General features: G+C 70.5%; 19 protein-coding genes and 2 pseudogenes. 10 read left to right on the top strand and 11 right to left on the bottom strand.

What is annotated here, in order from left to right:
- The first annotated feature begins 839 nt into the window (after positions 1-839).
- A complete protein-coding gene (locus Q1K57_RS11945; protein WP_300082887.1) occupies positions 840-1,562 on the top strand; it encodes an SDR family NAD(P)-dependent oxidoreductase in 723 nt (240 codons plus the stop codon).
- Between the two features lie 303 nt (positions 1,563-1,865).
- Here Q1K57_RS11945 and Q1K57_RS11940 read toward each other — a convergent pair whose 3' ends face one another.
- From Q1K57_RS11940 to Q1K57_RS11925, 4 genes and pseudogenes are all read right to left on the bottom strand, one after another.
- Entirely contained in the window at positions 1,866-2,333 is a 468-nt protein-coding gene (locus Q1K57_RS11940; RefSeq protein ID WP_300082884.1) for a GatB/YqeY domain-containing protein, read from the bottom strand.
- A gap of 57 nt (positions 2,334-2,390) precedes the next feature.
- Positions 2,391-3,284: a carbohydrate ABC transporter permease gene (locus Q1K57_RS11935; RefSeq protein WP_300082881.1), complete on the bottom strand. Its 894-nt coding sequence runs from the start codon at positions 3,282-3,284 to the stop codon at positions 2,391-2,393.
- Positions 3,281-4,162, bottom strand: coding sequence for a sugar ABC transporter permease (locus tag Q1K57_RS11930; RefSeq protein ID WP_300082893.1), 882 nt, complete (start codon positions 4,160-4,162; stop codon positions 3,281-3,283). Before Q1K57_RS11930 ends, Q1K57_RS11935 begins: the two co-directional genes overlap by 4 nt.
- Positions 4,163-4,268: 106 nt before the next feature.
- Positions 4,269-5,573: pseudogene (locus tag Q1K57_RS11925) on the bottom strand (extracellular solute-binding protein).
- Positions 5,574-5,719: 146 nt separating this feature from the next.
- Between Q1K57_RS11925 and thpR the strand changes: the two are divergent.
- Genes thpR through metW form a run of 4 tightly spaced genes read left to right on the top strand, consistent with a single transcriptional unit; the run spans position 5,720 to position 9,346 of the window.
- Positions 5,720-6,316, top strand: a complete 597-nt coding sequence (gene thpR, locus Q1K57_RS11920) for an RNA 2',3'-cyclic phosphodiesterase (RefSeq protein WP_300082878.1) — start codon at positions 5,720-5,722, stop codon at positions 6,314-6,316.
- The gene (locus tag Q1K57_RS11915; RefSeq protein ID WP_300082875.1) at positions 6,313-7,599 is read left to right on the top strand and encodes an O-acetylhomoserine aminocarboxypropyltransferase/cysteine synthase family protein; all 1,287 of its coding nucleotides are present in this window, start codon (positions 6,313-6,315) and stop codon (positions 7,597-7,599) included. Before thpR ends, Q1K57_RS11915 begins: the two co-directional genes overlap by 4 nt.
- Entirely contained in the window at positions 7,596-8,738 is a 1,143-nt protein-coding gene (locus Q1K57_RS11910) for a homoserine O-acetyltransferase (RefSeq protein WP_300082872.1), read from the top strand. The genes Q1K57_RS11915 and Q1K57_RS11910 overlap by 4 nt, the downstream gene beginning before the upstream one ends.
- Positions 8,735-9,346 (top strand): methionine biosynthesis protein MetW, encoded by a 612-nt coding sequence (gene metW / locus Q1K57_RS11905; protein ID WP_300082867.1) that lies wholly within the window; start codon positions 8,735-8,737, stop codon positions 9,344-9,346. Before Q1K57_RS11910 ends, metW begins: the two co-directional genes overlap by 4 nt.
- A 171-nt stretch (positions 9,347-9,517) precedes the next feature.
- On the opposite strand, the gene Q1K57_RS11900 is transcribed toward metW, so the two are convergent.
- Together Q1K57_RS11900 and Q1K57_RS11895 are read right to left on the bottom strand one after the other, a co-directional pair.
- A complete protein-coding gene (locus Q1K57_RS11900; RefSeq protein ID WP_300082864.1) occupies positions 9,518-10,429 on the bottom strand; it encodes a hypothetical protein in 912 nt (303 codons plus the stop codon).
- Positions 10,430-10,651: 222 nt separating this feature from the next.
- Positions 10,652-11,551 carry a 5'-3' exonuclease gene (locus Q1K57_RS11895; RefSeq protein ID WP_300082861.1) on the bottom strand — a complete coding sequence of 300 codons (900 nt, stop codon included), beginning with the start codon at positions 11,549-11,551 and terminating at the stop codon, positions 10,652-10,654.
- Positions 11,552-11,601: 50 nt separating this feature from the next.
- Here Q1K57_RS11895 and Q1K57_RS11890 point away from each other — a divergent pair, with 50 nt between their 5' ends.
- Positions 11,602-12,054: an Lrp/AsnC family transcriptional regulator gene (locus tag Q1K57_RS11890; protein WP_300082858.1), complete on the top strand. Its 453-nt coding sequence runs from the start codon at positions 11,602-11,604 to the stop codon at positions 12,052-12,054.
- Position 12,055: 1 nt separating this feature from the next.
- Here the strand turns inward: Q1K57_RS11890 and Q1K57_RS11885 are convergent, their stop codons facing one another.
- Complete coding sequence (locus Q1K57_RS11885; protein WP_300082855.1) at positions 12,056-13,396, bottom strand: dipeptidase; 1,341 nt, start codon at positions 13,394-13,396, stop codon at positions 12,056-12,058.
- Between the two features lie 39 nt (positions 13,397-13,435).
- Positions 13,436-13,891, bottom strand: coding sequence for an Hsp20/alpha crystallin family protein (locus tag Q1K57_RS11880; protein WP_300082852.1), 456 nt, complete (start codon positions 13,889-13,891; stop codon positions 13,436-13,438).
- A gap of 135 nt (positions 13,892-14,026) precedes the next feature.
- Here Q1K57_RS11880 and lnt point away from each other — a divergent pair, with 135 nt between their 5' ends.
- From lnt to Q1K57_RS11865, 3 genes and pseudogenes are all read left to right on the top strand, one after another.
- The gene (gene lnt, locus Q1K57_RS11875) at positions 14,027-15,595 is read left to right on the top strand and encodes an apolipoprotein N-acyltransferase (RefSeq protein WP_300082849.1); all 1,569 of its coding nucleotides are present in this window, start codon (positions 14,027-14,029) and stop codon (positions 15,593-15,595) included.
- Between the two features lie 12 nt (positions 15,596-15,607).
- Positions 15,608-16,390: pseudogene (locus tag Q1K57_RS11870) on the top strand (polyprenol monophosphomannose synthase); the annotation flags it as partial.
- 113 nt (positions 16,391-16,503) lie between these two features.
- Complete coding sequence (locus tag Q1K57_RS11865; protein ID WP_300082846.1) at positions 16,504-16,989, top strand: FxsA family protein; 486 nt, start codon at positions 16,504-16,506, stop codon at positions 16,987-16,989.
- Positions 16,990-16,992: 3 nt separating this feature from the next.
- Here Q1K57_RS11865 and Q1K57_RS11860 read toward each other — a convergent pair whose 3' ends face one another.
- Genes Q1K57_RS11860 through Q1K57_RS11850 form a run of 3 tightly spaced genes read right to left on the bottom strand, consistent with a single transcriptional unit; the run spans position 16,993 to position 19,489 of the window.
- Complete coding sequence (locus tag Q1K57_RS11860; RefSeq protein WP_300082843.1) at positions 16,993-17,328, bottom strand: RNA polymerase-binding protein RbpA; 336 nt, start codon at positions 17,326-17,328, stop codon at positions 16,993-16,995.
- A gap of 26 nt (positions 17,329-17,354) precedes the next feature.
- On the bottom strand, positions 17,355-18,701 hold the full coding sequence (locus Q1K57_RS11855) for an MFS transporter (protein WP_300082840.1): 1,347 nt from the start codon (positions 18,699-18,701) through the stop codon (positions 17,355-17,357).
- Entirely contained in the window at positions 18,698-19,489 is a 792-nt protein-coding gene (locus Q1K57_RS11850) for a glycerophosphodiester phosphodiesterase (protein ID WP_300082837.1), read from the bottom strand. Before Q1K57_RS11850 ends, Q1K57_RS11855 begins: the two co-directional genes overlap by 4 nt.
- A 48-nt stretch (positions 19,490-19,537) precedes the next feature.
- Here Q1K57_RS11850 and pdxY point away from each other — a divergent pair, with 48 nt between their 5' ends.
- Positions 19,538-20,392 (top strand): pyridoxal kinase PdxY, encoded by an 855-nt coding sequence (gene pdxY / locus Q1K57_RS11845; protein ID WP_300082834.1) that lies wholly within the window; start codon positions 19,538-19,540, stop codon positions 20,390-20,392.
- Positions 20,393-20,398: the final 6 nt, after the last annotated feature.

Raw genomic sequence — 20,398 nt, 5'->3', positions numbered from 1 at the left:
TGTTCACGAACCCCTCCAACAGCTTCCGGAGCAGGTCCGGGGAGGACTGACCGAGCAGCGTGTTCAGGAACAGGGCAGGGTCGTCGATACTGGAAACAGCGGTCATCGTTGGTGCCCTTCTTCGATCGGTTGTGAGAGATCTCTCGAAGAATCACCCGATGACCGCCCCCACGTCCGGAGCGACACGGTTCAGATCACCGGGTCGTACACCACTCTGCCGGACTCAACTCCAGGTCACCGCTGTTGTTGCGTCGGACTCCCAGTCACGGTGGTGACGCTTCCTGAAGACTGCCCCCTTCGGGGCCCCGCACCCTTCAGATCAGGCTGTTGTGATGGCGCTCGTGTGCCCGGCTTCGGGAACGAGCAGGAGCGAGTGTTCGTTTGCGAGTTCAGCGGTCTGGGGGAGGCGTCGCCCGACCGCCCGCCGGCGCTGCCGGCCGACCCGCCCAGCCGGCTGCCGCCCGATTCGGACGCCCGCTCCTGTTCGTCGGCCTCAGCCGCCAGGGTCCGGGCGGCCGCCGCGCGTGTGTCCGCGGTCACCGTGAGTCGTGGAGCGAGTTACGCGTTCCAGCGCTGCCGGAACCTCTGCGCGTCCCCACCGCGCCAGGGCGAGGAGGGAGTCCCCGCGTCAACGCCCCGCGGATCGCCACCAAGCGCTGTGAACAACGATCCGGGGCGCTGCCCACGTGCCGTAGCTCCGCGACGTCCGCTCCGACCATCGTCATGTGTCTGCTCCTGTCTGTGGGGTGGTGACGCCAGCCTAGAACCGCCCACCGACGAAGGGCATGGGGAGCGCTCCCCGCCGTTTCGTCCCGCGGCCGGTTGTCTAGGCTGACGGCATGGCTTCGATCCTCATCACGGGTTCCTCCGACGGTCTGGGACGCCTCGCCGCGCAAGCGCTGCTCGCCGGGGGGCACGACGTCATCGTCCACGCCCGCAACCTAGCGCGGCTGAGCGCCTGCCAGGACCTACTGGACGCCGGCGCCCGCGGCGTCCATGGCGATCTGTCCGACCAGGACGAGGTCCGCGGCATCGCGGAGCAGGTCAACCGGCTCGGCCAGCCGGACTCGGTGATCCACAACGCCGGCGTGCTGGACGGGCCCGTCCTCTCGGTGAACGTCGTCGCCCCCTACCTACTCACCGCCCTTCTGCCGGACGCCGGCCGCCACGTCTACCTCAGCAGCAGCATGCATCGGGGCGGTTCGCCGAAGATCGACCGCTACGACTTCGCCCACCCGGACGCCGCGTCCTACTCGGACTCGAAGTTCCTCGTCACCGCCCTGATGCTCGCCCTGGCCCGCCTGCGCCTCGACATCCTCGCCAACGCCGTCGACCCCGGCTGGGTCCCCACCAAGATGGGCGGCACCGGGGCCCCCGACGACCTCGACGACGGCTGGCGCACCCAGGCGTGGCTCGCCGCCGGCCCGGACGCCGCCGCTCACGGCTCCGGGGGGTACTGGCACCACCGCCGCCGCCAGGACCCGCACCCGCAGACGGCCGACGCCGGCGTCCAGGACGAACTCCTCGTGAAGCTCGCCGAGCACACCGGCGTCGGTTGGTGAGGCCAGAACTCGGTCGAGCGTGAGCAGCACCTTGATGGCGCGGCGCTCGTCCATGGCCTGGTAGCCCTCCGCAGCGTCGGGCAAGGGGGAGTTCCTGACGACGCCCAGGTACTCGTGGCCGAACTGCCGTGGCTGGTCGAGGGTCTCGATCCCGCGGTATGCCTACAGATCGGACCCGCAGATGCAGGTGGTCGTGTCGCGGATGATCCTCAGTTCGGTGATGAACTCCACTCCACCAACGAACCCCGCACCGCGGAAGCCCTGGGCGTCGCCCTGTCAGTGCCCCCTGGGGCCCTCGTCCTATCAGGCCAGGGCGGCCTTCACCCGGGCCGCGATCGCCGACCCCTCGGCGCGCCCGGCGGCGCGCGCGTTGACGGCCTTGATGATCTGGCCCATCTGGCGCATCGTCGGCTTCTCGCCGGCGGCCGCCTCGGCGGCGGTCACCTCCTCCGCGACGAGGGCGTCCAGGTCGGCGTCCGCGAGCATGGCGGGCAGGTAGGCACCGATCACGTCGGCCTCGGCGAGCTCCTTGGCCGCGAGTTCCGGACGCCCGCCGTCGGTGTAGGCCTGCGCCGAGTCCTTGCGCGTGCGCACCTCGCGCTGGAGCACCTTCACCTCGTCGTCCTCGGACAGCTCGCGAGCCTCCTTGCCCGCCACCTTCTCGTTCTTCAGCGCGGCGATCGCCATGCGCAAGGTGGTGGTGAGCGTGGTGTCGCGCGCCTTCATGGCTGCCACCATGTCGCCGTGGAGTCGGTCCTCGAGGGTTCCCATGGGTGTCCTTTCGTCGCCCCGATTCTCCCACACGGCCCGGACGCCGCCGGCGCAGCCCTACTTGACCGACCCGCTCATGAGGCCGCGCACGAAGTACCGGCCCAGGAAGAAGTTGACCAGCAACGTCGGGAAGGACGCGACGAGCACGCCCGCCATCATGCGCGAGTAGTCGGGGTTCTGGGCGGACGCCAACTCCTGCAGCGCATAGGTCACTGGTCCGGTGTTGCGGTCGGTGAGGAAGAGCGCGAACAGGAAGTCGTTCCAGGCGGACGTGAACTGCCAGATGAGGGTCACGACGAAAGCAGGCGCCGAGACGGGAAGCACGATCGAGGAGAAGATCCGCCACATGCCGGCGCCGTCGACCCGGGCCGCCTCGAGGATCTCGTCCGGCACGGCGGCGGCGTAGTAGTTGCGGAAGATGAGCGTGCAGATGGGGATGCCGTAGATCGTGTGGGCGATGATCAGCGTCGGGATGCCGGTCAGGAACGGCAGCGAGGAGTTCATCGCGATCATCAGCTGCTGCAGCGGGATCATGACGGCCTGGTAGGGGATGAACATGCCGAACAGGAACATCGTGAACACGACGTTGGCCCCGGGGAACTGCCACTTGCTGAACACGAAGCCGTTCATCGACCCGAGGAAGGACGACACCACGGCAGCCACGACGCCGAGCGCCAAAGACCGCACCAGCGCCGGCGCCAGGGCCTGCCAGGCGGCGACCCACCCGGTGGTGCTGAAACGGGCCGGCAGGTCCCAGGCGCCGGTGACGGTGAAGTCGGCAGGGGCCTTGAAGCTGGTCACGAGAACCACGTAGATCGGCATGAGCACGAGCGCCGCGAACAAGATGAGCAGCGCCATGCGGATCGAACGCCATGTGAGTTGGCCGGGCGTCGCCGCGCGACGCCGCGGCCGTGGGCTCACGTCGGTCCGGTCGGCAACAACGGCGGTCATCGCTTGGCCACCCTCTCGGTGCGGTTGGTGTAGACGAGGTAGGGCACGACGACCACCGCCACGATGAGCAGCAGGATCGTCGCGTTCGCCGCGGCCATGGGCGCGTTTCGCTGCTGGAAGAGCTGCACCCACATCAGCGTGGCGGGCACGTCGGCGATGAAGTTGTTCTGGCCGGCGATGGCGTAGATGAGGTCGAACGTCTTCATCGACATGTGGCCGATGATGATGAGCGCCGAGAGGGCGATGGGGGTGAGCTGCGGGAACAGCACGTGCCGGTAGATCTGCCACTCGCTCGCGCCGTCGACGCGCGCCGCCTCCCGCTGGTCCTCCGAGATACCGCGGAAGCCCGCGAGGAAGAGCGCCATCACGTACCCGGACAACTGCCACACCGCGGGCAGCGCCATGGCCGCCATGTTGAACGCTCCCGGATCCGACCACCACCGGCTCTGCAGCCCGGGCAAGCCGAGGTTGAGGAAGAGACGGTTGAGGCCGATCGCCTCGTGGTCGCCGATACCGGGGGAGAGCAGCCACTTCCACACGGTGCCGGACGCGATGAACGACACGGCCATCGGGAACAGGTAGACCGAGCGGAAGAACCCCTCCGCGGTCACTCCCTTTTCGAGCAACAGGGCCCACAGGATGCCGAAGACCATCGTGCCGCCCACGAACACGACGGTGAGCACGAGCAGGTTCCACAGGGCGTGCTGATAGCGCTCGTCCCCGAGCAGGTTGGCGTAGTTGGCGAGCCCACCCTCGCTCACCACCTTCTCGTTGCCGGCGAGCGTGCGCTGCGTGACCCGCTCGAACGACGTCGCCACGTTGCGGCCGATGAGGCCGTACACGAACACGATCACCAACAGGATCGACGGGGCGACCATCGCCAGCCCCTGCCACTTGTTCCGCACAGATCTTCTTCCCCTCGTCAGCCGGGAGAAGGCCCCGGACGCCGGCGGCGTCCGGAGCCTCCTTCCCCGAACAGGCCGATCAGCGGTTCGCCTGCGCGGCCGTGGCGAGCGCGGACACGAAGCCGTCCACGTTCCGGTCGCTCGCGAACCGAGAGACGGCAGTGGTGATGTCGGCGCTCCACGCCGTCTCCACGGCGGCACCGTGGGTGATGGACGAGGCGATGGTGTCGTTGGTGAACGACTCCATGGCCGACTGCTGGTAGGTCGGGAAGGCACTGGCGGGCACGTCGGTGCGGGCCGGGATGGAGCCCTTCGCGATGTTGAACGCCTGCTGGCCTTCGGCGGATCCGACGAGGTTCAGCCAGTCCTTGGCGCCGTCGGGGTTCTTCGCGCCGACGGGCAGGGTGAACGAGTCGGCGAGGAACAAGAAGGTGCCGTCGGTGCCCGGCGTCGGCGAGTAGGCGTAGTCGGCCTCGGCGATGTCACGCGAGGCGAACTGCGCGACCGCCCAGTCGCCCATCACGTTGTAGGCGGCACGCCCGTCGATGACCATGTCGGTTGCGGCCGGCCAGTCGTCGGCGCCGCCGGTGTTGGCGTAGGAGAGGAGCGTGCCGAACTTCTCGGCCGCGGCCTTCACCTCGGGCGCGTTCCAGTCGCCGTCGGTGAACAAGGCGTTGTACTGGTCGGCACCCAGCTCGCTCAGCAGGACGCTCTCGAAGAGATGGAGCTGCGTCCACGGGGCGGTCGCCACCGCGAGCGGCGTCTCGACGCCGGCTGCCTTCAGCTTCTCCATGTCGGCGATCCAGGCGTCGAGATCGGCGGGAGCTTCCTTGCCGAGGCCGGCCTTCTCGAGCACGGCCGGGTTGACCCACACCATGTTCGAGCGGTGGACGTTGGAGGGCACCGAGTAGATGTTGCCGTCGACCGTGATGAGATCGAGCAGGTCCTGCGGGAACACCGCCGAGCCGCCGAGGCCCTCGATCACGTCGTTGACGGGCTGCAGTTGGCCGGCCTGGATGTAGTCGAAGAGCTCCGCGCCCGCGTGGCCCTGGAACGAGTCCGGCGGATTGTTGTTGTTGAGGTCGGCCTCGAGCCTCGCCTTCGCGTTGGACCCCGCGCCGCCCGCGACGGCCAGCTTGACGAAGGTGTCGTTGGGGTACTCCTCCTTGAACAGCTTCTCCAACTCGCCCAGGCCCAGCTTCTCCGAGCCCTCGGCCCACCACGTGAAGACGCCCACTTCTCCGCCCGCACCACCGGAGCCGCCGTCCGTCGCCTACGTGGTCGTGCCCCCGGTGGGAGCGGTCGTGGTCGTGCTCGGGGACGAACACCCCGCCAGCACCAAGAGCCCGGCGATGCCCGCGGCCACCAGTGTCCTGAATCGCATCCAAACCTCCTCGTTCGGCCCGGTGACGCCCCTGTCGCCGGCTGTTGATGCTCCAGTTTCGCAGCCGCGCGCAGACGCCACACCGTGCGCAGATAGCGATTTGTTCACATCTCGCACGAATACGTTGTGCCCTAGGCTGGCCCGTCATGGGTGCCCGCCTGTTCACCGCCATCGTCCCCCCGCCCGCGCTCGTCGAGGAGTTGGACGCCTTCCTCGTGCCTCGGCGCGAAGCCGAGACCCGCCTCCGTTGGACGCAGCCGGAGACGTGGCACCTCACCACCGCCTTCATGGCCGCCGTGGGCGATCGCCATCTCGACCGCCTGGTCGAGGGACTGACGTCGGCGGCGTCCCGAACCCGGCCGTTCGGGTTGCAGCTCGGCCGGGGTGGCGTCTTCGGCAGCCCGGACGCCGCCCGTCACCTCTGGCTCGGGGTGACGCAGGGGGCGTCCGACCTGGCCTCGCTGGCCGTGCGATCGCGGAACGCGGCCGGGCACGCAGGCGTCCGGACCGACGGGGCCGCGTTCACGCCCCACCTGACGCTGGCGCGGGCCCACCGGAAGGTCGACGTGCGCCGCTTGCTCACCGTGCTCGACACGTTCGACGCCCCCGGTTGGGAGGCGACCGAACTGCTGCTCATCGAGTCGCACCTGACCGACCGCACCAACCGCTACGAGATCGTGGAACGGTTCCCCTTCTCCGCGGATACCCTTACCCGCGAGCCAGCACCCGTGGAGGACCAGTGACGACCGAACGCCGCTTCGAGACCCTTGCCGTGCACGCCGGGCAGGAGTCCGCCGACCCGACGACGAACGCCCGTGCCGTGCCGATCTACCAGACGACCAGCTACGTGTTCGACGACACCCAGCACGCCGCCGACCTCTTCGCGCTGCGCCGGCCGGGCAACATCTACACGCGCATCATGAACCCGACGAACGCGGTGCTCGAAGAGCGCGTGACGGCGCTCGAGGGCGGGTTGTCGTCGTTGGTGACGGCGTCCGGGGCGTCCGCGATCACCTACGCGGTGATGACGCTGGCCAGCGCCGGCGACAACATCGTCGCGTCGGCGAAGCTGTACGGCGGCACCTACGCCCTGTTCGCGCACACGCTGCCGCAGTTCGGCATCGAGACGCGGTTCGTCGACCCGGAGGATCCCGCCGGCCTCGCCGCGATCGTCGACGCGCGGACGAAGTGCGTCTTCGCCGAATCCGTCGGCAACCCGGCGCTGAACGTGCTCGACGTGCCGGCTTGGGCGCAGGCCGCGCACGCGCTCGGGCTGCCGCTCATCATCGACAACACCGTGCCGACGCCCTACCTGTGCCAGGTCGTCGACCACGGCGCCGACATCGTCGTCCACGCGGCCACGAAGTACTTCGGCGGCAACGGGACGACGATGGGCGGGGTCATCGTCGACGCCGGCTCCTTCGACTGGGCCGCGCACGCCGAACGCTTCGGCAACCTGACGGGCCCGGACGGCGCCTACCACGGGGTCGTGTGGACGGACGCCGCCGGCCCGGCCGCGTTCATCACCCGGGCGCGGACGGTCATGCTCCGGAACACGGGGGCAACCCTGTCGCCGTTCAACGCCTTCCAGATCTTGCTGGGGCTCGAGACCCTGCACCTGCGCATGGAACGCCACAGCGCGAACGCGCTGGCGGTGGCCGAGTTCCTGGCCGCCGACGAACGGGTCGCCTGGGTGCAGTACCCGGGCCTGCCGGGCGACCGCTACCACGACGTCGCCAACCGGGTCCTGGAGGGTCGCGGCTACGGCGGCCTGGTGAGTTTCGGCCTGAAGAGCGGCCGCGAGGGCGGCTCCCGGTTCATCGAGGCCCTCGGACTCTTCAGCCACCTGGCCAACATCGGCGACGCGAAGAGCCTCGCCATCCACAGCGCGACCACGACGCACAGCCAGCTCAGCGAGTCCGAACTGGTGGACGCCGGGGTGGCGCCGGAGGGCGTCCGATTGAGCATCGGCATCGAGAACGCCGACGACCTCATCGCCGACCTGGACCGGGCGCTGTCTGCGTGACCCCGCACGACGCCCCCGACTCGGTCGGCCTGGTCCAGACCCGGACGGTCCGGCTCTTCACCGACGCACCCCTGCGGCTGACCCACGGGGGCGAGTTGCGCGACGTCGAGGTGGCGTACGAGACCTACGGCCGCTTGGACGCCGCCGGTGCGAACGCCGTCTACATCTGTCACGCGCTCACCGGCGACGCACACGCGGCGGGCTGGCATGCGGGGGATCGGCGTGCGGGCTGGTGGGACAACCTGATCGGGCCGGGCAAGCCGCTCGACACCGATCGGTTCTTCGTCGTCTGCGCCAACCTGCTCGGCGGCTGCCAGGGCACGACGGGGCCCTCGTCGGTCAACCCCGCGACGGGCCGAGCGTGGGGGCTCGACTTCCCGCTGCTCGTCATGGAGGACTTCGTGGCCGTGCACCGGGCGCTGTGCGGTCAGCTGGGGATCCGACGGCTCCTGGCCGCCCTCGGCGGATCGCTCGGTGGTATGCAGGTGCTCCAGTGGTCGCTCGAGCACCCCGAGGAGGTGGCGAACGCGCTCGTGGTGGCGGCATCGAGCCGCCTGACGGCGCAGAACATCGCCTTCTCCGCGGTGGGACGCCGCGCCATCACCGACGACCGTGACTTCCGGGAGGGCCAGTACGCCGCCGCCGGCGTCAACCCGGACACGGGACTGTCGATCGCGCGCATGATGGCGCACATCACGTACCTCTCGGAGGACGCGTTCACCGAGAAGTTCGGCCGCAACCCGCAGTTCGATGCGCACCGGCCGGGCTTCGGCATCGACTTCGCCGTGGAGAGCTACCTCGACCACCAGGGTCAGGCGTTCCTGGAGCGCTTCGACGCGCTCAGCTACCTCTACCTGAGCCGGTCGATGGACTACTTCGACCCCTTCGCGCGCGTGGGCGTCCTCGACGCCGTGGTCGCCCGGCCAGTGAACTACCTGGTGGTGTCGTTCGACTCGGACTGGCGCTTCTCGACGGCGCACTCGCTGCGGATCGTCAACCGGCTCGAGCACGCGGGCCTCCCGGTGACGTTCCGCGAGATCCACAGCTCGTTCGGGCACGACTCGTTCCTGCTGGCCGACCCGACCTATCATGCGACGCTGCGGGCGTTCTTCGACCGGGCCCTGGAGGTGGGCGTGTGAGCGCGTTCCTGCGTCCTGACCTCGCCCTCGTCGCCGACCAGATCCCTGTGGCGTCCCGGGTGTTGGACCTCGGCTGCGGCCAGGGCGATCTGCTGCGCCAGCTGATCGACGAGAAGGGCTGCGCGGGCACGGGTGTCGAGATCGACCCGAACGCCGTGCTGGCGGCGATCCGGCGGGGGGTTCCCGTGCTGGAACGCGACATTCCGGCCGCGCTCGACGACCTGGCCGACCGCTCCTACGACTGGGTCGTGCTGTCGCGCACCCTGCAGACGATGCTCGAACCCGCCCGCGTGCTCGCCGGCATGGCGCGCGTGGGGGAGCGGCTCATCGTGTCGGTGCCGAACTTCGGCTACTACCGGAACCGGCTGCGCCTCCTGCGGGGTCGGATGCCGGTGAGCAAGGAACTCCCGTACCCGTGGTACGAGACGCCCAACCTCCGGTTCACCACGCTGGCCGATCTGGAGGACCTCTTCGCCCGTCAGGGTCTCACCATCGAGCGCCGGTTCACCTACACCCAGACCGGACGCCGCCTCCGCATGTACGGCCGCATCCCCAACCTGGCCGCCGGGGCAGCAGTGTACGTGCTGTGCCCGCAGTCCGCGGGCTGATGCACGCCGGATGGGTGCTGAAACGCCGCTTGGGTGCAGAAGCGCCGCTTCCGCCGGGAAGTACGCCGCCTAAGCGCACGTATGCCGCGCAGACGCGGCGTACGTGCGCCCAAGCGGCGTCGCTGAAATTGTCGCTGGAGTTGAAGGGGGCCCCGAAGCCGCCGGCACCACTCAGCGGGGCAAGTTCTCCGCCGCGCGGAAGGCCCCTTCGAGCTTCGTGGTCAGCTTGCGGACGTCCCACGCCTCCTCCCAGGACCAGTGGCACGGCCACCATCCCGCCTGGCGCAGTGCCTCGTCCCTCATGACCTGTCGATGGGCGGCGTCCTCGGGGGTGTCGCCCGCCTTGAGGAGACGCCCGAACTTCGCCTTGCCGTCGACCTCACCGACCACCCGGTGCTCCTCCCAGGCGAAGTCGCAGGTGGCGAGCCAACCAGCGGCGTCCCTGACCTCGAACTGAAGGGTGGGGGCGGGCAGGCCGGCCCGGGCCATCGTGACCCTGCTCGCCGACTCGGCCGGGGATTCGGCGCGGGCATCGGCGAAGGCAATGACCTGCCGAACCCGCCCGGCACCCGTCCTCTTCCCGACGGACTCGGCCCGCGCCAGCAGTTCCTCCCGGGTAATGCGGCGGGCGAGACCGCGGTCAGCCATGGCGACTCCCCAGGCGTAGGGAGCCGAACGGGCCACATCGGCGACGGTGCGCGCCACGGAGGTCACGCGCAGACCGTTGACGGTGACCAGATCGTCGGCCTCGAGCGGGGCGACGTGCACGTGGTAGCCCGAGCGAACCCGGGCGTGCGCGGGCGGGGCTGCGGTGAGATGGACGAGGGGTGGGTCGACCAGCCGGATCGGGAGACGGTGCACCAAGGCGGCGCTCTCGTGGGAGAGCACACTGGTGCTCTGGCGCATCAGCACCGCGCGCGCCCGCACCAGGTGCGCTGCTTCTTGAGCCACCTCGCCACCCGTCCGGATCACCCCGCGCACCACCCGCGCGAGCGTGCCGGCCTTGAGGGCGTTGTCGAGGTCGCGTTTGCTCCAGCCATCCGCACGCAGTTGTTCGGTGTGCCGCAGAATCCAGTCATCCATGCGGTCAGCCAAGCATCCCCGAGGACGAAATCGCCGAACGAGTTTCGTGACCTGTGGATGACACGCATTTCTGGGGATAACCCCGGGTTGGGTGAGGTTCGTGGCGACTTCAATTCCAGCGACGCCGCTTAGGTGCACATACGCCGCGCAGACCCGGAGTATTGGCACCTATCCGGCGTACTTCCCGGCCGAAGCGGCGTTTCTGCACCTATCCGGCGTGGATCAGTGCTCCCGGAGGGCCTTCAGGATGCGTTCCGCGCTCCCGCCGAGGTTGAGCAACTCAGCGAGCTGGGCGAACTCCTCGGGCCGGGCCGGGGACGAAGGAAGGGTGAGATCCGGCGTCCCGAGGTCGAGGTCGCGGGCGGCCCGGACGACCTCGCTGGCGGGGCCGAGGTAGTCGATGGACGCCCCCAGCGCGCGGGCCACGGCGGGGGACAGCCGGTCGCGGGCGGCGAGGATGCCGTCGAGATCGCCGTAACGGGCCACCAAGGACGCCGCCGTCTTCTCCCCGATCCCCTTCACCCCCGGTAGCCCGTCGGAGGGGTCGCCGCGCAGCACGGCGAAGTCCACGTAGCCGGCCCCCGTGATGCCGTACTTGGCCGACAGCCAGGCGTCGTCCACCCGCTCGTGCTTCGCGACGCCCCGGGCCACGTAGAGCACCCGGACGCCGTCGGCGTCGGAGACCAACTGGAACAGGTCGCGGTCGCCGGTGACCACGTCGACCGGTCCGGGCGCCCCGGCGGCCAGCGTGGCGATCACGTCGTCGGCCTCGTAGCCGGGCACCCCGACGACGGCGAGACCCAAGGCGTCGAGCACCCCACGGATGAGGGGCACCTGCGCGGTCAGCGCCTCGGGCACCTGCTCGACGTTGCCGTGCGCGACGCGGTGCGCCTTGTAGGTGGGTACGAGGTCGACGCGCCAGGCCGGCCGCCAGTCGTCGTCCCAACAGCACGCCAGCCGGTCGGGGGCGTACTCGGTCACGAACCGGGCGATGAAGTCGAGCAGGCCGCGGACAGCGTTGACCGGACGCCCGTCCGCACCGACCAGCGAATCGGGCAGCCCGTGGTAGGCGCGGAAGTACAACGACGCCGTGTCCAACAGCAGCGTGCGGGGAGCGTTCACGGTGTGCAGTCTGGCAGACCCGGCGTCCACGCTTGTGGAACGATGAGCCCATGGAGAGCACCGACGCCCAGATCCTCGCCCTGCTGTCCGGCGACGGCCGCATGTCGTTCACCGACATCGGCAAGGCCACGGGGCTCTCGACGTCGGCGGCACAGCAGCGCGTCCGGCGCCTCGAGCAGCGCGGCGTCATCACCGGCTACCGGGCCGTCATCAACCCCGAATCCCTCGGCAAGGTGCTCACCGCGTTCATCTCGCTGCGCGTCGTGAACCCCGCGGAGGACGACGACATCTCCGGCCGGCTCGAGACGATCGACGGCATCGTTTCCTGCTACTCGATCGCGGGCCGGGCCAGCTACCTGCTCATGGTGCAGGTCGCCAAGCCGGCCGATCTCGAGGCGTTGCTCAACCAGATCCGCCAGTCCGCGAGCGTCACGACCGAGACCACGCTCGTCCTGTCCGTGCCGTTCGCCGACCGGCCCCTCACCCCCGAGGACGACGACTGACTCAGGACGCCGCCCCCTCGCCCAGCCGCGCCAACAGCAGGGCCTCGGCCAGGCACGCCTTCCCGAAGTCGCCGAGGTCGAGGGACTCGTCGATGCCGTGCATGCGCGAATCGGGATCGCACACGCCCGTGACGAGGATCTCCGCCTCCGGGAACAGTCGCTGGAAGTCCGACACCATCGGGATCGACCCGCCTTGGCCCATCTCGACCGGCTCGACTCCCCAGGCCTCCGCGTAGGCGGCGCGGGCGGCGTCCGCGATGGGGCCGGCGAGGGCGACCGTCGTGCCGGTCGCGTGGCTGGGGTCGGAGAAGATCACGTGCGCTCCCCACGGCACGTGCGCCACGAGATGCTCCTTGACGGCCGCCATCGCCGCCGCGCCCTCTTGGCCCGGCGCCAGCCGGACGCTCACGCGAGCCCGCGCGACCGGTTGCAGAGTCGGAGACGCCTCGGCGACGCTGGGCGCGTCGATGCCGATGACGGTCACCGACGGCCCGGACCAGAGGCGGTCGGCGACGGACGCCGTCCCGATCAGTCCGACCCCGTCGAGGACGCCCGTCTCGGTGCGCAGGCGGTCGCTGGGGTAGTCGAGCTCGAACGCGTCGTTGCGCAGCAGGCCGGCCACGGCCACATCGCCCTGCTCGTCGTGGAGGCTCGCGAGCAGGCGGATGAGGGCGGTCGTGGCGTCCGGGACGACGCCGCCGTACTGCCCCGAGTGCAGCGCGTGGTCGAGGGTGCGCACCTCGACCACGAACTGGCACATGCCGCGCAAGGCGGTGGTGAAGGCGGGCGTCCCGACCTGCCAGTTGGCCGAGTCGCAGATGACGTAGGCGTCGGCGGCGAGCCGGTCGCGGTGGCGCTCGAGGATGGTGGCGAGCGACGGCGAGCCGATCTCCTCCTCGCCCTCGACGAACACGGTGACGCCGACCGGCGGCTGGCCGTCGAACGCGCGCAAGGCCGCGAGATGGACGGCGATACCCGCCTTGTCGTCCACGACGCCGCGTGCGACGAGGCGCCCCTCCCGCTCGGCGACGACGAACGGATCGGACGTCCACAGCGCCACCTCGCCGGTGGGCTGGACATCGTGGTGCGCGTAGAGGCACACCGTGGGAGCCCCAGGCGGCGCGGGCCAGCGACCGATGACGGCCGGCTGCCCGCCCTCGCGGACGATCACCACGTCGGGGCAGCCGGCGTCGCACAGCAAGAGGGCGACGGCGTCCGCGCTGGCGTCGACATCGGCGTGGTGGGCGGGCAGGGCGCTCACCGACCGGATCGCGACCAGGTCGGCGAGGTCGGCCAGCACGCCGGGGAGCAGGGCGGAGACGGTTGCGCGGAGTTCACTCACGTCCGTGAGGCTAGCGCGTGTGTCCCCGCCCCGCACCCGTCAGGACTCGGCGTCCTCGTCGGCCACGGAGCCCTCGACCGTGCCCTCCTTGAGCTGGCGGCCGGTGCCGTGCTGCACCGCGATCTTGCGCGGCTTGGCCTCCTCGGCCACCGGGATGGTCAGGGTGAGGACGCCGTCGGTGTAGTCCGCCTCGATGCGGTCGAGGGCGACGCCGTAGCCGAGCGTCAGCTGGCGGGCGAACGTGCCGGACGGCCGCTCGTGGGCGAGCCACTGCACCTCGCCCTCGTCGGCGGGACGGTCGGCGCGGATCGTGAGGGTGCGCTCCTCGATGTCGATGTCGATCGAGGCCGGGTCGACGCCGGGCAGGTCGACCTTCACGACGAAGGTCTCGCCGGTGCGATAGAGGTCGAGCGGCATGCCGGCCGCGGACGGCGACCGGAACGCGGTGCCGAGCAGGCGCTCCATCTCGCGGAAGGGATCGTTGCGCTGGGCCATGGGTGAACCTCCTGGAACGGGCGCCCCGGAACGGTTCCGAGACGCGTTGAGTTGACTCCTCAACGCGGCGCCTCCGCGCACTATTCCACGGTTGAGCCTCCTTCGCTCAATCTTGGCGGGAGCTACGCTACGCGGGTGATCCGGGCCACTGCGCTGCCCTCGTGGCTGCTGCTCCCTGTCGCCGTCGGCGGCGGGTTGTTCGCCTCGGCGTCCTTCGCGCCGTTCGGCCTCTGGCCGCTGGCGTTCGTCGCGGTGGCGGCGCTGGCGTGGGTCAGCGCCCGCGCCCGGCACCTGCCGGCCGCCGTGGGGCTGGGCTACGCGTTCGGGCTGGCGTTCATGGGCACGTCGCTGCTGTGGCAGACGTCGATCCTGATCCTCTCCTATGCCGGGCTCACGCTCGTCACCGCGTTCGTCTACGCGGCGATCGCGGGCACCGTCCGTGTCGTCCGCCGGTTGCGCTACGCGCCGGTGTGGCAGGCGGCCGGCTGGGGCCTGGGGGAGTGGGTCATGTCCGTCTTCCCCTTCGACGGCTTCGGCTGGATGCGGCTCGGCTACGCGATGCCCGACGCCCCGCTCGCCGGCTTCTACCCATTCGTGGGCGCCGCCTTCGTCAGTTTCCTCGTGGCGCTCGGCGGCTGTCTGCTCGCGTGGGTCGTCCTCGGGCCCGGACGCCGCCGCGCGGGCGTCGCGGCGGCCTCCCTCGTCGCGATGCTCCTGGCCGGCGGCCTCGGCACCCTCTGGGACGCCCCGCGCACCAACCAGGGCACGGTCGCCGTGGGGTGGGCCCAGGGCGGGGCGCCGGGTGGCGGCGTCTACGGCCTGGGGCCGGCCCGGACGATCACGACCAACCAGGGCATCCAGACCGCGCTGCTCACCGACGATGTCGCCGCCGGCGCCCTGCCCGCGCCCGATTTCGTCGTCTGGCCCGAGAACGCCACCGACCTCGACCCCCGCAGCGACGCCCCCACCCGCCGCCTCGTCCAGGCCGCCGTGGACGCCGCCGGCGTCCCGATCCTGGTCGGCTCGATCTACGAGGACGCCGCCGCCCAGACCCGTCAGACGGTCGCCCTCTGGTGGGACGGCACCGACGTCACCCTCGGCTACGCGAAGCGCAACCTCGTGCCGTTCGGTGAGTGGATCCCCTTCCGGTCCGTCCTGCTGCCGCTGGTCCCCGAACTGCGCTACGTCGGTGCCCAGTCGGTGCCGGGCGTCGGCCCGGGGGCGATTCCCGTCACGCTGGGCGACGGCCGGCAGGTGAGCCTCGGCGTCGCGATCTGCTACGAGGTGATCTTCCCCGAAACGCTGTACGAGGCACGGGACGCCGGCGCCCAGCTCATGTTCGTCCAGAGTTCCAACGCGATGTACCAGGGCACGAACCAGATCGACCAGCAGTTCGCCATCACCCGCGTCCGCGCCGCGGAGATGCGCACGGAGATCCTCGTCGTCACCACGTCGGGCGTCTCGGGTCGCATCGGCACGCACGGCGAGGTGCTCGCCCGCTACCCGCAGCACGAGGGCGCCCACGGCGTCGAGACGATGGCGCTCACGCACGCGACGACGCCCGTCATGGCCGTCGGTAGGCTCGTCGAGGCGTGCGTGGCGCTCGCCGGCGCGGTTGCCCTGGCGATGGGCCTGTTGGCCGCGATCCGTTCCCGCCGGGATGGAACAATGGACGATGCGCCCGCACCGACCGCGGGCCAGTGAGGAGAGGATTCCATGGTGGACGCCGCGTCCCAGCGCCGGGTGCTCGTGATCATCCCGACGTACAACGAGATCGAGAACGTCGACATGATCACATCGCGGCTCCGGGCGGCGACCCCCGACGTGCACATCCTCGTCGTCGACGACAACTCACCCGACGGCACCGGACGCCGCGCCGATGAGCTGGCGGCGTCCGACGAGCACATCCACGTGCTCCACCGCACGGGCAAGGAGGGGCTGGGAGCGGCCTACCTGGCCGGATTCGCGTGGGGCCTCGACGCGGGCTACGACGTGCTCGTCGAGTTCGATGCCGACGGCAGCCATGCGCCCGAGGACCTGCCGCGGGTGCTTGCCGCGCTCGACGGCGCCGACATGGTCAAGGGCAGCCGCTGGGTCAAGGGTGGCAGCGTGGTCAACTGGCCGAAGTCCCGCGAGATCCTCTCCCGGGGCGGCGGGCTCTACACGCGCCTGTGGCTCGGCATTCCGGTCCGCGACATCACGGGCGGCTTCAACGCCTTCCACGCCGACACGCTGCGCAAGGCGTTGCAGAACCCCATCGACAAGCACGGTTACGGCATCCAGCGCGATCTGACGTGGGCGGTCCACCGGGGGGGTGGCCGCATCGTCGAGGTGCCGATCACGTTCCGCGAGCGTGAGCGTGGCGACTCGAAGATGGACTCGACCGTGGTGAAGGAGGCTATGAAGTCGACCACGCTGCTCGGCATCGATCACCGCCGCAAGCAGCTCAAGGGCCTCACCGGCCGCCTCGGGCGCCGCGCGCAGGACGCGGGGGAGGTCACGGGTCGCTTCGTGGGCGCGGTGGGTCGGGCCGCGCAGGACGCCGCCCACGAGTTCCGCCACCGGGGCGAGCAGCCGCCGGCCGATCCGACCGAGCCGAGGCGGAACGGCTGATGCGCCGCACGGGCTGGATCGTGCTCGCGGTCCTCATGCTGGGGGCCGTGGCAGAGGTCTGGCTGCTCGCGTGGCTCGTCCAGACCCTGGGCCTCGGCTGGACTTTCCTGATCCTGCTCGCCGGCGCAGGGCTCGGGGTGTGGCTGTTCCGGCGCGAGGGTCTCCGCACGTTCCGGTCGTTGTTCGAGCGGCCCGAGAGCGCCGCGCAGGCGGGCAACCGGGTGACCGACGCGATGCTGGTCGTCCTCGGTGGCTTCCTGTTGTTGCTGCCGGGTCTGATCACCGACGTGCTCGGGCTGTTCTGCATCCTGCCGGTCACGCGACCGATCGCGCGCCGCGGCGTCCAGGCTGCGCTCGGCGCGTTCCTCAAGCCCTACCGCGACCGGGCGGTCCTCCTCGATGCGCGCCTCAACCCCGACACGGTCGTGCGGGGTGATGCGGCGCCGGAGGATCCGACGGTCATCCGCGGCGAGATCGAGCCCTAAGGCTCACGATCCCTCCGACCTGATCTGGTCCAGACGCTCGGCGAGGATCTCCTCGAGTTCGGGGATGGAGCGGCGCTCGCGGAGCATGTCCCAGTGGGTCCGCGGGGGCTTGCCCTCCTTGACCTCGGGCTGGACTCCGTCGGCGCGGCGCGCCTCGGTGCCGCAACGCGGGCACTCCCACAGTGTGGGCAGCTCGGCCTCCGCCGCGAACGTGAGGCTGAACTCGTGGCCCTTCGGGCACACGAACGCGATCTCCTGGCGGGCGGCGAGCTCGACCCCTGCCCCGTCGGCGAGGCTCTTGCCGCCGAGGCCGTGTCCCTTGAGTGACTTGTCTGGCATGTCGTCCTCCTTCGACGCCCTCAACGCTACCGGGCGGTCAATCCTTCCCCGCCGGCCTCGTGGTGCTCGCGCACGCGCAGCATGAGCGCGAGGCCAGCGATGAGGATGACGACGATGCCGAGGATGCCCCAGTACTGCGTGTTCGCCTCGCCCGTCACCGCGTGGCCGAGCCCGATGGCGCCCCCGAATGCGAGCGGCGACAGGAACGACACGGCCCGCCCCGTCGTCGCGTACAGGCCGAAGATCTCGCCGGCCTTGCCCTCCGGGATGAGCCGCGCCAGGTAGGAACGGGAGGCCGCCTGGGCCGGCCCGACGAAGGCCGTCATGCCCATGCCGAGCGTCCAGAAGACGATCTGGCCGCCGGCGTGGAAGACGAAGACGCCGATGCCGAGCAGGACGAGGGCACCGAGTGCGATGAGGATGACGCGGCGCGGCCCGATGAGATCGTCGAGGAACCCGAACGCGATGGTCGAGAGGCCGGCGATGAGGTTGGCGGCGACGCCGAAGAGGATGACGCTGCTGGGCGAAAAGCCGAAGGTTCCGATCGCGATGGCCGCGCCGAAGGCGAACACGCCCGACAGTCCGTCGCGGAACAGCGCCGACGCGAGCAGGAAGAACAGCGTCTGCGGGCTGGAGCGCCACAGGCGCCGGATCGACTCCCACAGCAGCCGGTAGGACGCCGCGATACCCACCGACGGCGCCCGGTCGCGCGGCCGGTCCTTGAGGGCCACGAACGTGGGGATGGTGAACAGCAAGATCCACACTCCGCACAGGATCATCGACGCCCGGATGTCGAGCGCGTCGGCGTTGCTCACCCCGAAGAGCCCCACCTCCGGTTGGATGAAGCCGAAGTAGAGCGCGAGCAGCGCCACGATGCCGCCCAGGTAGCCCATGCCCCAGCCGAGCCCCGACACGCGGCCCACGTTCTTCGCCGTCGACACCTCGTCGATGAGCGCGTAGTAGTTCACGTTGGCCAGCTCGCCCACGATGGACGCCACGGCGAGAATGCCGAGGCCGAGCCACAGGTAGGCCGGGTCGGGCCGCACGAAGAAGAGGGCTGCGGCGAGCACGGCGATCACCCACGTCTGCCAGCGCAGGTTGCGGACGGTGTGGCCGGTCCGGTCGGAGTTCTGGCCGAGCACCGGCGCGATGAGTGCCACCACGAGGCCCGCGAGCCCCGTCGACAGCGCCAGCGACTGGGAGGTGTAGTTCGTCTCGCCGAACGCCTCGGTCACGATATAGGCGCCGAACACGAAGGTGATGATCACGGTGTTGAGCGGCTGGGTGCCCCAGTCCCACATGGCCCAAGCGAGCACCTTCCGGGCGGGCGCGCCCTGGGACTTCTCCAGCGCGGATCCCTCGTCGTACGTCATGCGTTCCCCTCCCAGAGGTCACGGTCGATGAGGACACCCCGGAGCGTCTCCAAGTCGTCGGACACGATCCCGTCGACGCCGAGGTCGATGAGCCGCTCCATGTCGGTGCGGTCGTTCACGGTCCAGATGTGGACCTGGGCGCCCCGCGCGTGCGCGGCGGCGACCATGCGGGGGCTCAACAGGAGCAGGCCGGTCTCTTCGTGCCGCTCGGGCATCTGGAACACCCTTCCGGCCAGGGGGAAGACACGACGGACGCCGCGCAGCAGCCCGAACACGGCCATCTCGACCGGCGAGGCGGACGTGGGCACCCTGCCGGCGGTGAGGCGCCGGAAGCGGCGGATGGTCCGCTCGCCGAAGCTGCCCACGCACACCCGGTCGTGGGCGCCGTGCCGGTCGAGGGCTGCCACCAGCGGCTCGACCGCTCCGGGCGCCTTGAGGTCGATGTTGAAGCGGGCGTGGGGGAGGGCGTCCAACAGGTCGTCGAGTGTGGGGACCGGCTCGCTGCCGCCGATCCGCGCCCGGCTCACCTCGGCCCACGGCAGATCGGCGACGGCGCCGGCGGCGTCCGTCACGCGGTCGAGCACCGTGTCGTGGAAGGCGATGAGGACGCCGTCGGCGGTGGTGTGGACGTCGGTCTCCAGGTGGGTGAAGCCGAGCCGCCACGCCGCCTCGAAGGCGCGCAGACTGTTCTCGACCTCCGCGGGGGCATCGGCGCTGACTCCGCCCCGGTGCGCGAGGGCGACGAACCGACCGCGGAAGTACGGTAGGTCGCCGGCGGTCGCTCGCATGCTGCACACCCTAGGGAAAGACCACGGGTGGGTGCACAATGGCCCACCGTGACCACCATCTTGTCGATCCAGTCCAGCGTCGCCTACGGCCATGTCGGCAACAGCGCCGCCACGTTCCCCCTGATGCGCGTGGGGTGCGAGGTGTGGCCGGTCCTCACCGTCCACTTCTCCAACAACACGTCCTACCCGGGCAAGAAGGGGCCGCTGCTGCGACCCGAGGACGTCCACGACGTCGTGGCGGGGATCGACGACCTCGGCGTCCTCGGCCGCGTCGACGCCGTTCTCACGGGCTACCAGGGGGCGCCGGCCATGGGAGCGGAGATCCTCGAGGTGGTCGCGCTCGTCAAGCAGCGCAACCCGCAGGCGATCTACTGCTGCGACCCGGTGATGGGCGACGTCGGCCGGGGCATGTATGTGCTGCCCGGCATCCCCGAGTTCGTCCGCGACCACGTGGTGGCCGCCGCCGACGTGATGACGCCGAACCACTTCGAGCTGAACTTCCTGACCGGCCGGGAATCGAGCACGCTCGACGAGGTGCTGGACGCCGCCGGTGCGCTGCGGGCGCAGGGGCCGGAGGTGGTGCTCGTGACGTCGGTGGTCGTCGACGGCGCCGCCGACGACACGGTCATGATGGTGGCCGTCGACGGCGAGGGCGCCTGGGGCGTCACGACGCCGCTGCTCGGCCGCACCTTCACCGGCTCGGGCGACTTGACGGCGGCCATGTTCCTCGCCGCGCTCCTCGCCACCGGCTCGCCGGAGCGGGCGGTGGGCCGGACGGCCGACGTGGTCTACTCGGTGCTGGAGCGCACGACCCAACTCGACCAGCGCGAGCTGGCGCTGGTGGCGGCCCAGGACGACCTGGTGTCTCCGCGGTTCACGTTCGAGGTGACGCGCCTGCGGTGAGCGGCC

This window comes from Propioniciclava sp., from assembly GCF_029977985.1.
Classification (GTDB): Bacteria; Actinomycetota; Actinomycetes; order Propionibacteriales; family Propionibacteriaceae; genus Propioniciclava.
The sequence above is the reverse complement of the archived record's forward strand: the minus strand, read 5'-3'. Positions and strand labels throughout refer to the sequence as shown.

Bases quoted from the DNA above. Each gene is read 5' to 3' on its own strand.
- Q1K57_RS11945 (WP_300082887.1), top strand. From the start codon at position 840: ATGGCTTCGATCCTCATCACGGGTTCCTCCGACGGTCTGGGACGCCTC.
- Q1K57_RS11940 (WP_300082884.1), bottom strand. From the start codon at position 2,333: ATGGGAACCCTCGAGGACCGACTCCACGGCGACATGGTGGCAGCCATG.
- Q1K57_RS11935 (WP_300082881.1), bottom strand. From the start codon at position 3,284: ATGACCGCCGTTGTTGCCGACCGGACCGACGTGAGCCCACGGCCGCGG.
- Q1K57_RS11930 (WP_300082893.1), bottom strand. From the start codon at position 4,162: ATGGTCGCCCCGTCGATCCTGTTGGTGATCGTGTTCGTGTACGGCCTC.
- thpR (WP_300082878.1), top strand. From the start codon at position 5,720: ATGGGTGCCCGCCTGTTCACCGCCATCGTCCCCCCGCCCGCGCTCGTC.
- Q1K57_RS11900 (WP_300082864.1), bottom strand. From the start codon at position 10,429: ATGGATGACTGGATTCTGCGGCACACCGAACAACTGCGTGCGGATGGC.
- Q1K57_RS11890 (WP_300082858.1), top strand. From the start codon at position 11,602: ATGGAGAGCACCGACGCCCAGATCCTCGCCCTGCTGTCCGGCGACGGC.
- Q1K57_RS11880 (WP_300082852.1), bottom strand. From the start codon at position 13,891: ATGGCCCAGCGCAACGATCCCTTCCGCGAGATGGAGCGCCTGCTCGGC.
- Q1K57_RS11865 (WP_300082846.1), top strand. From the start codon at position 16,504: ATGCGCCGCACGGGCTGGATCGTGCTCGCGGTCCTCATGCTGGGGGCC.
- Q1K57_RS11860 (WP_300082843.1), bottom strand. From the start codon at position 17,328: ATGCCAGACAAGTCACTCAAGGGACACGGCCTCGGCGGCAAGAGCCTC.
- Q1K57_RS11855 (WP_300082840.1), bottom strand. From the start codon at position 18,701: ATGACGTACGACGAGGGATCCGCGCTGGAGAAGTCCCAGGGCGCGCCC.
- Q1K57_RS11850 (WP_300082837.1), bottom strand. From the start codon at position 19,489: ATGCGAGCGACCGCCGGCGACCTACCGTACTTCCGCGGTCGGTTCGTC.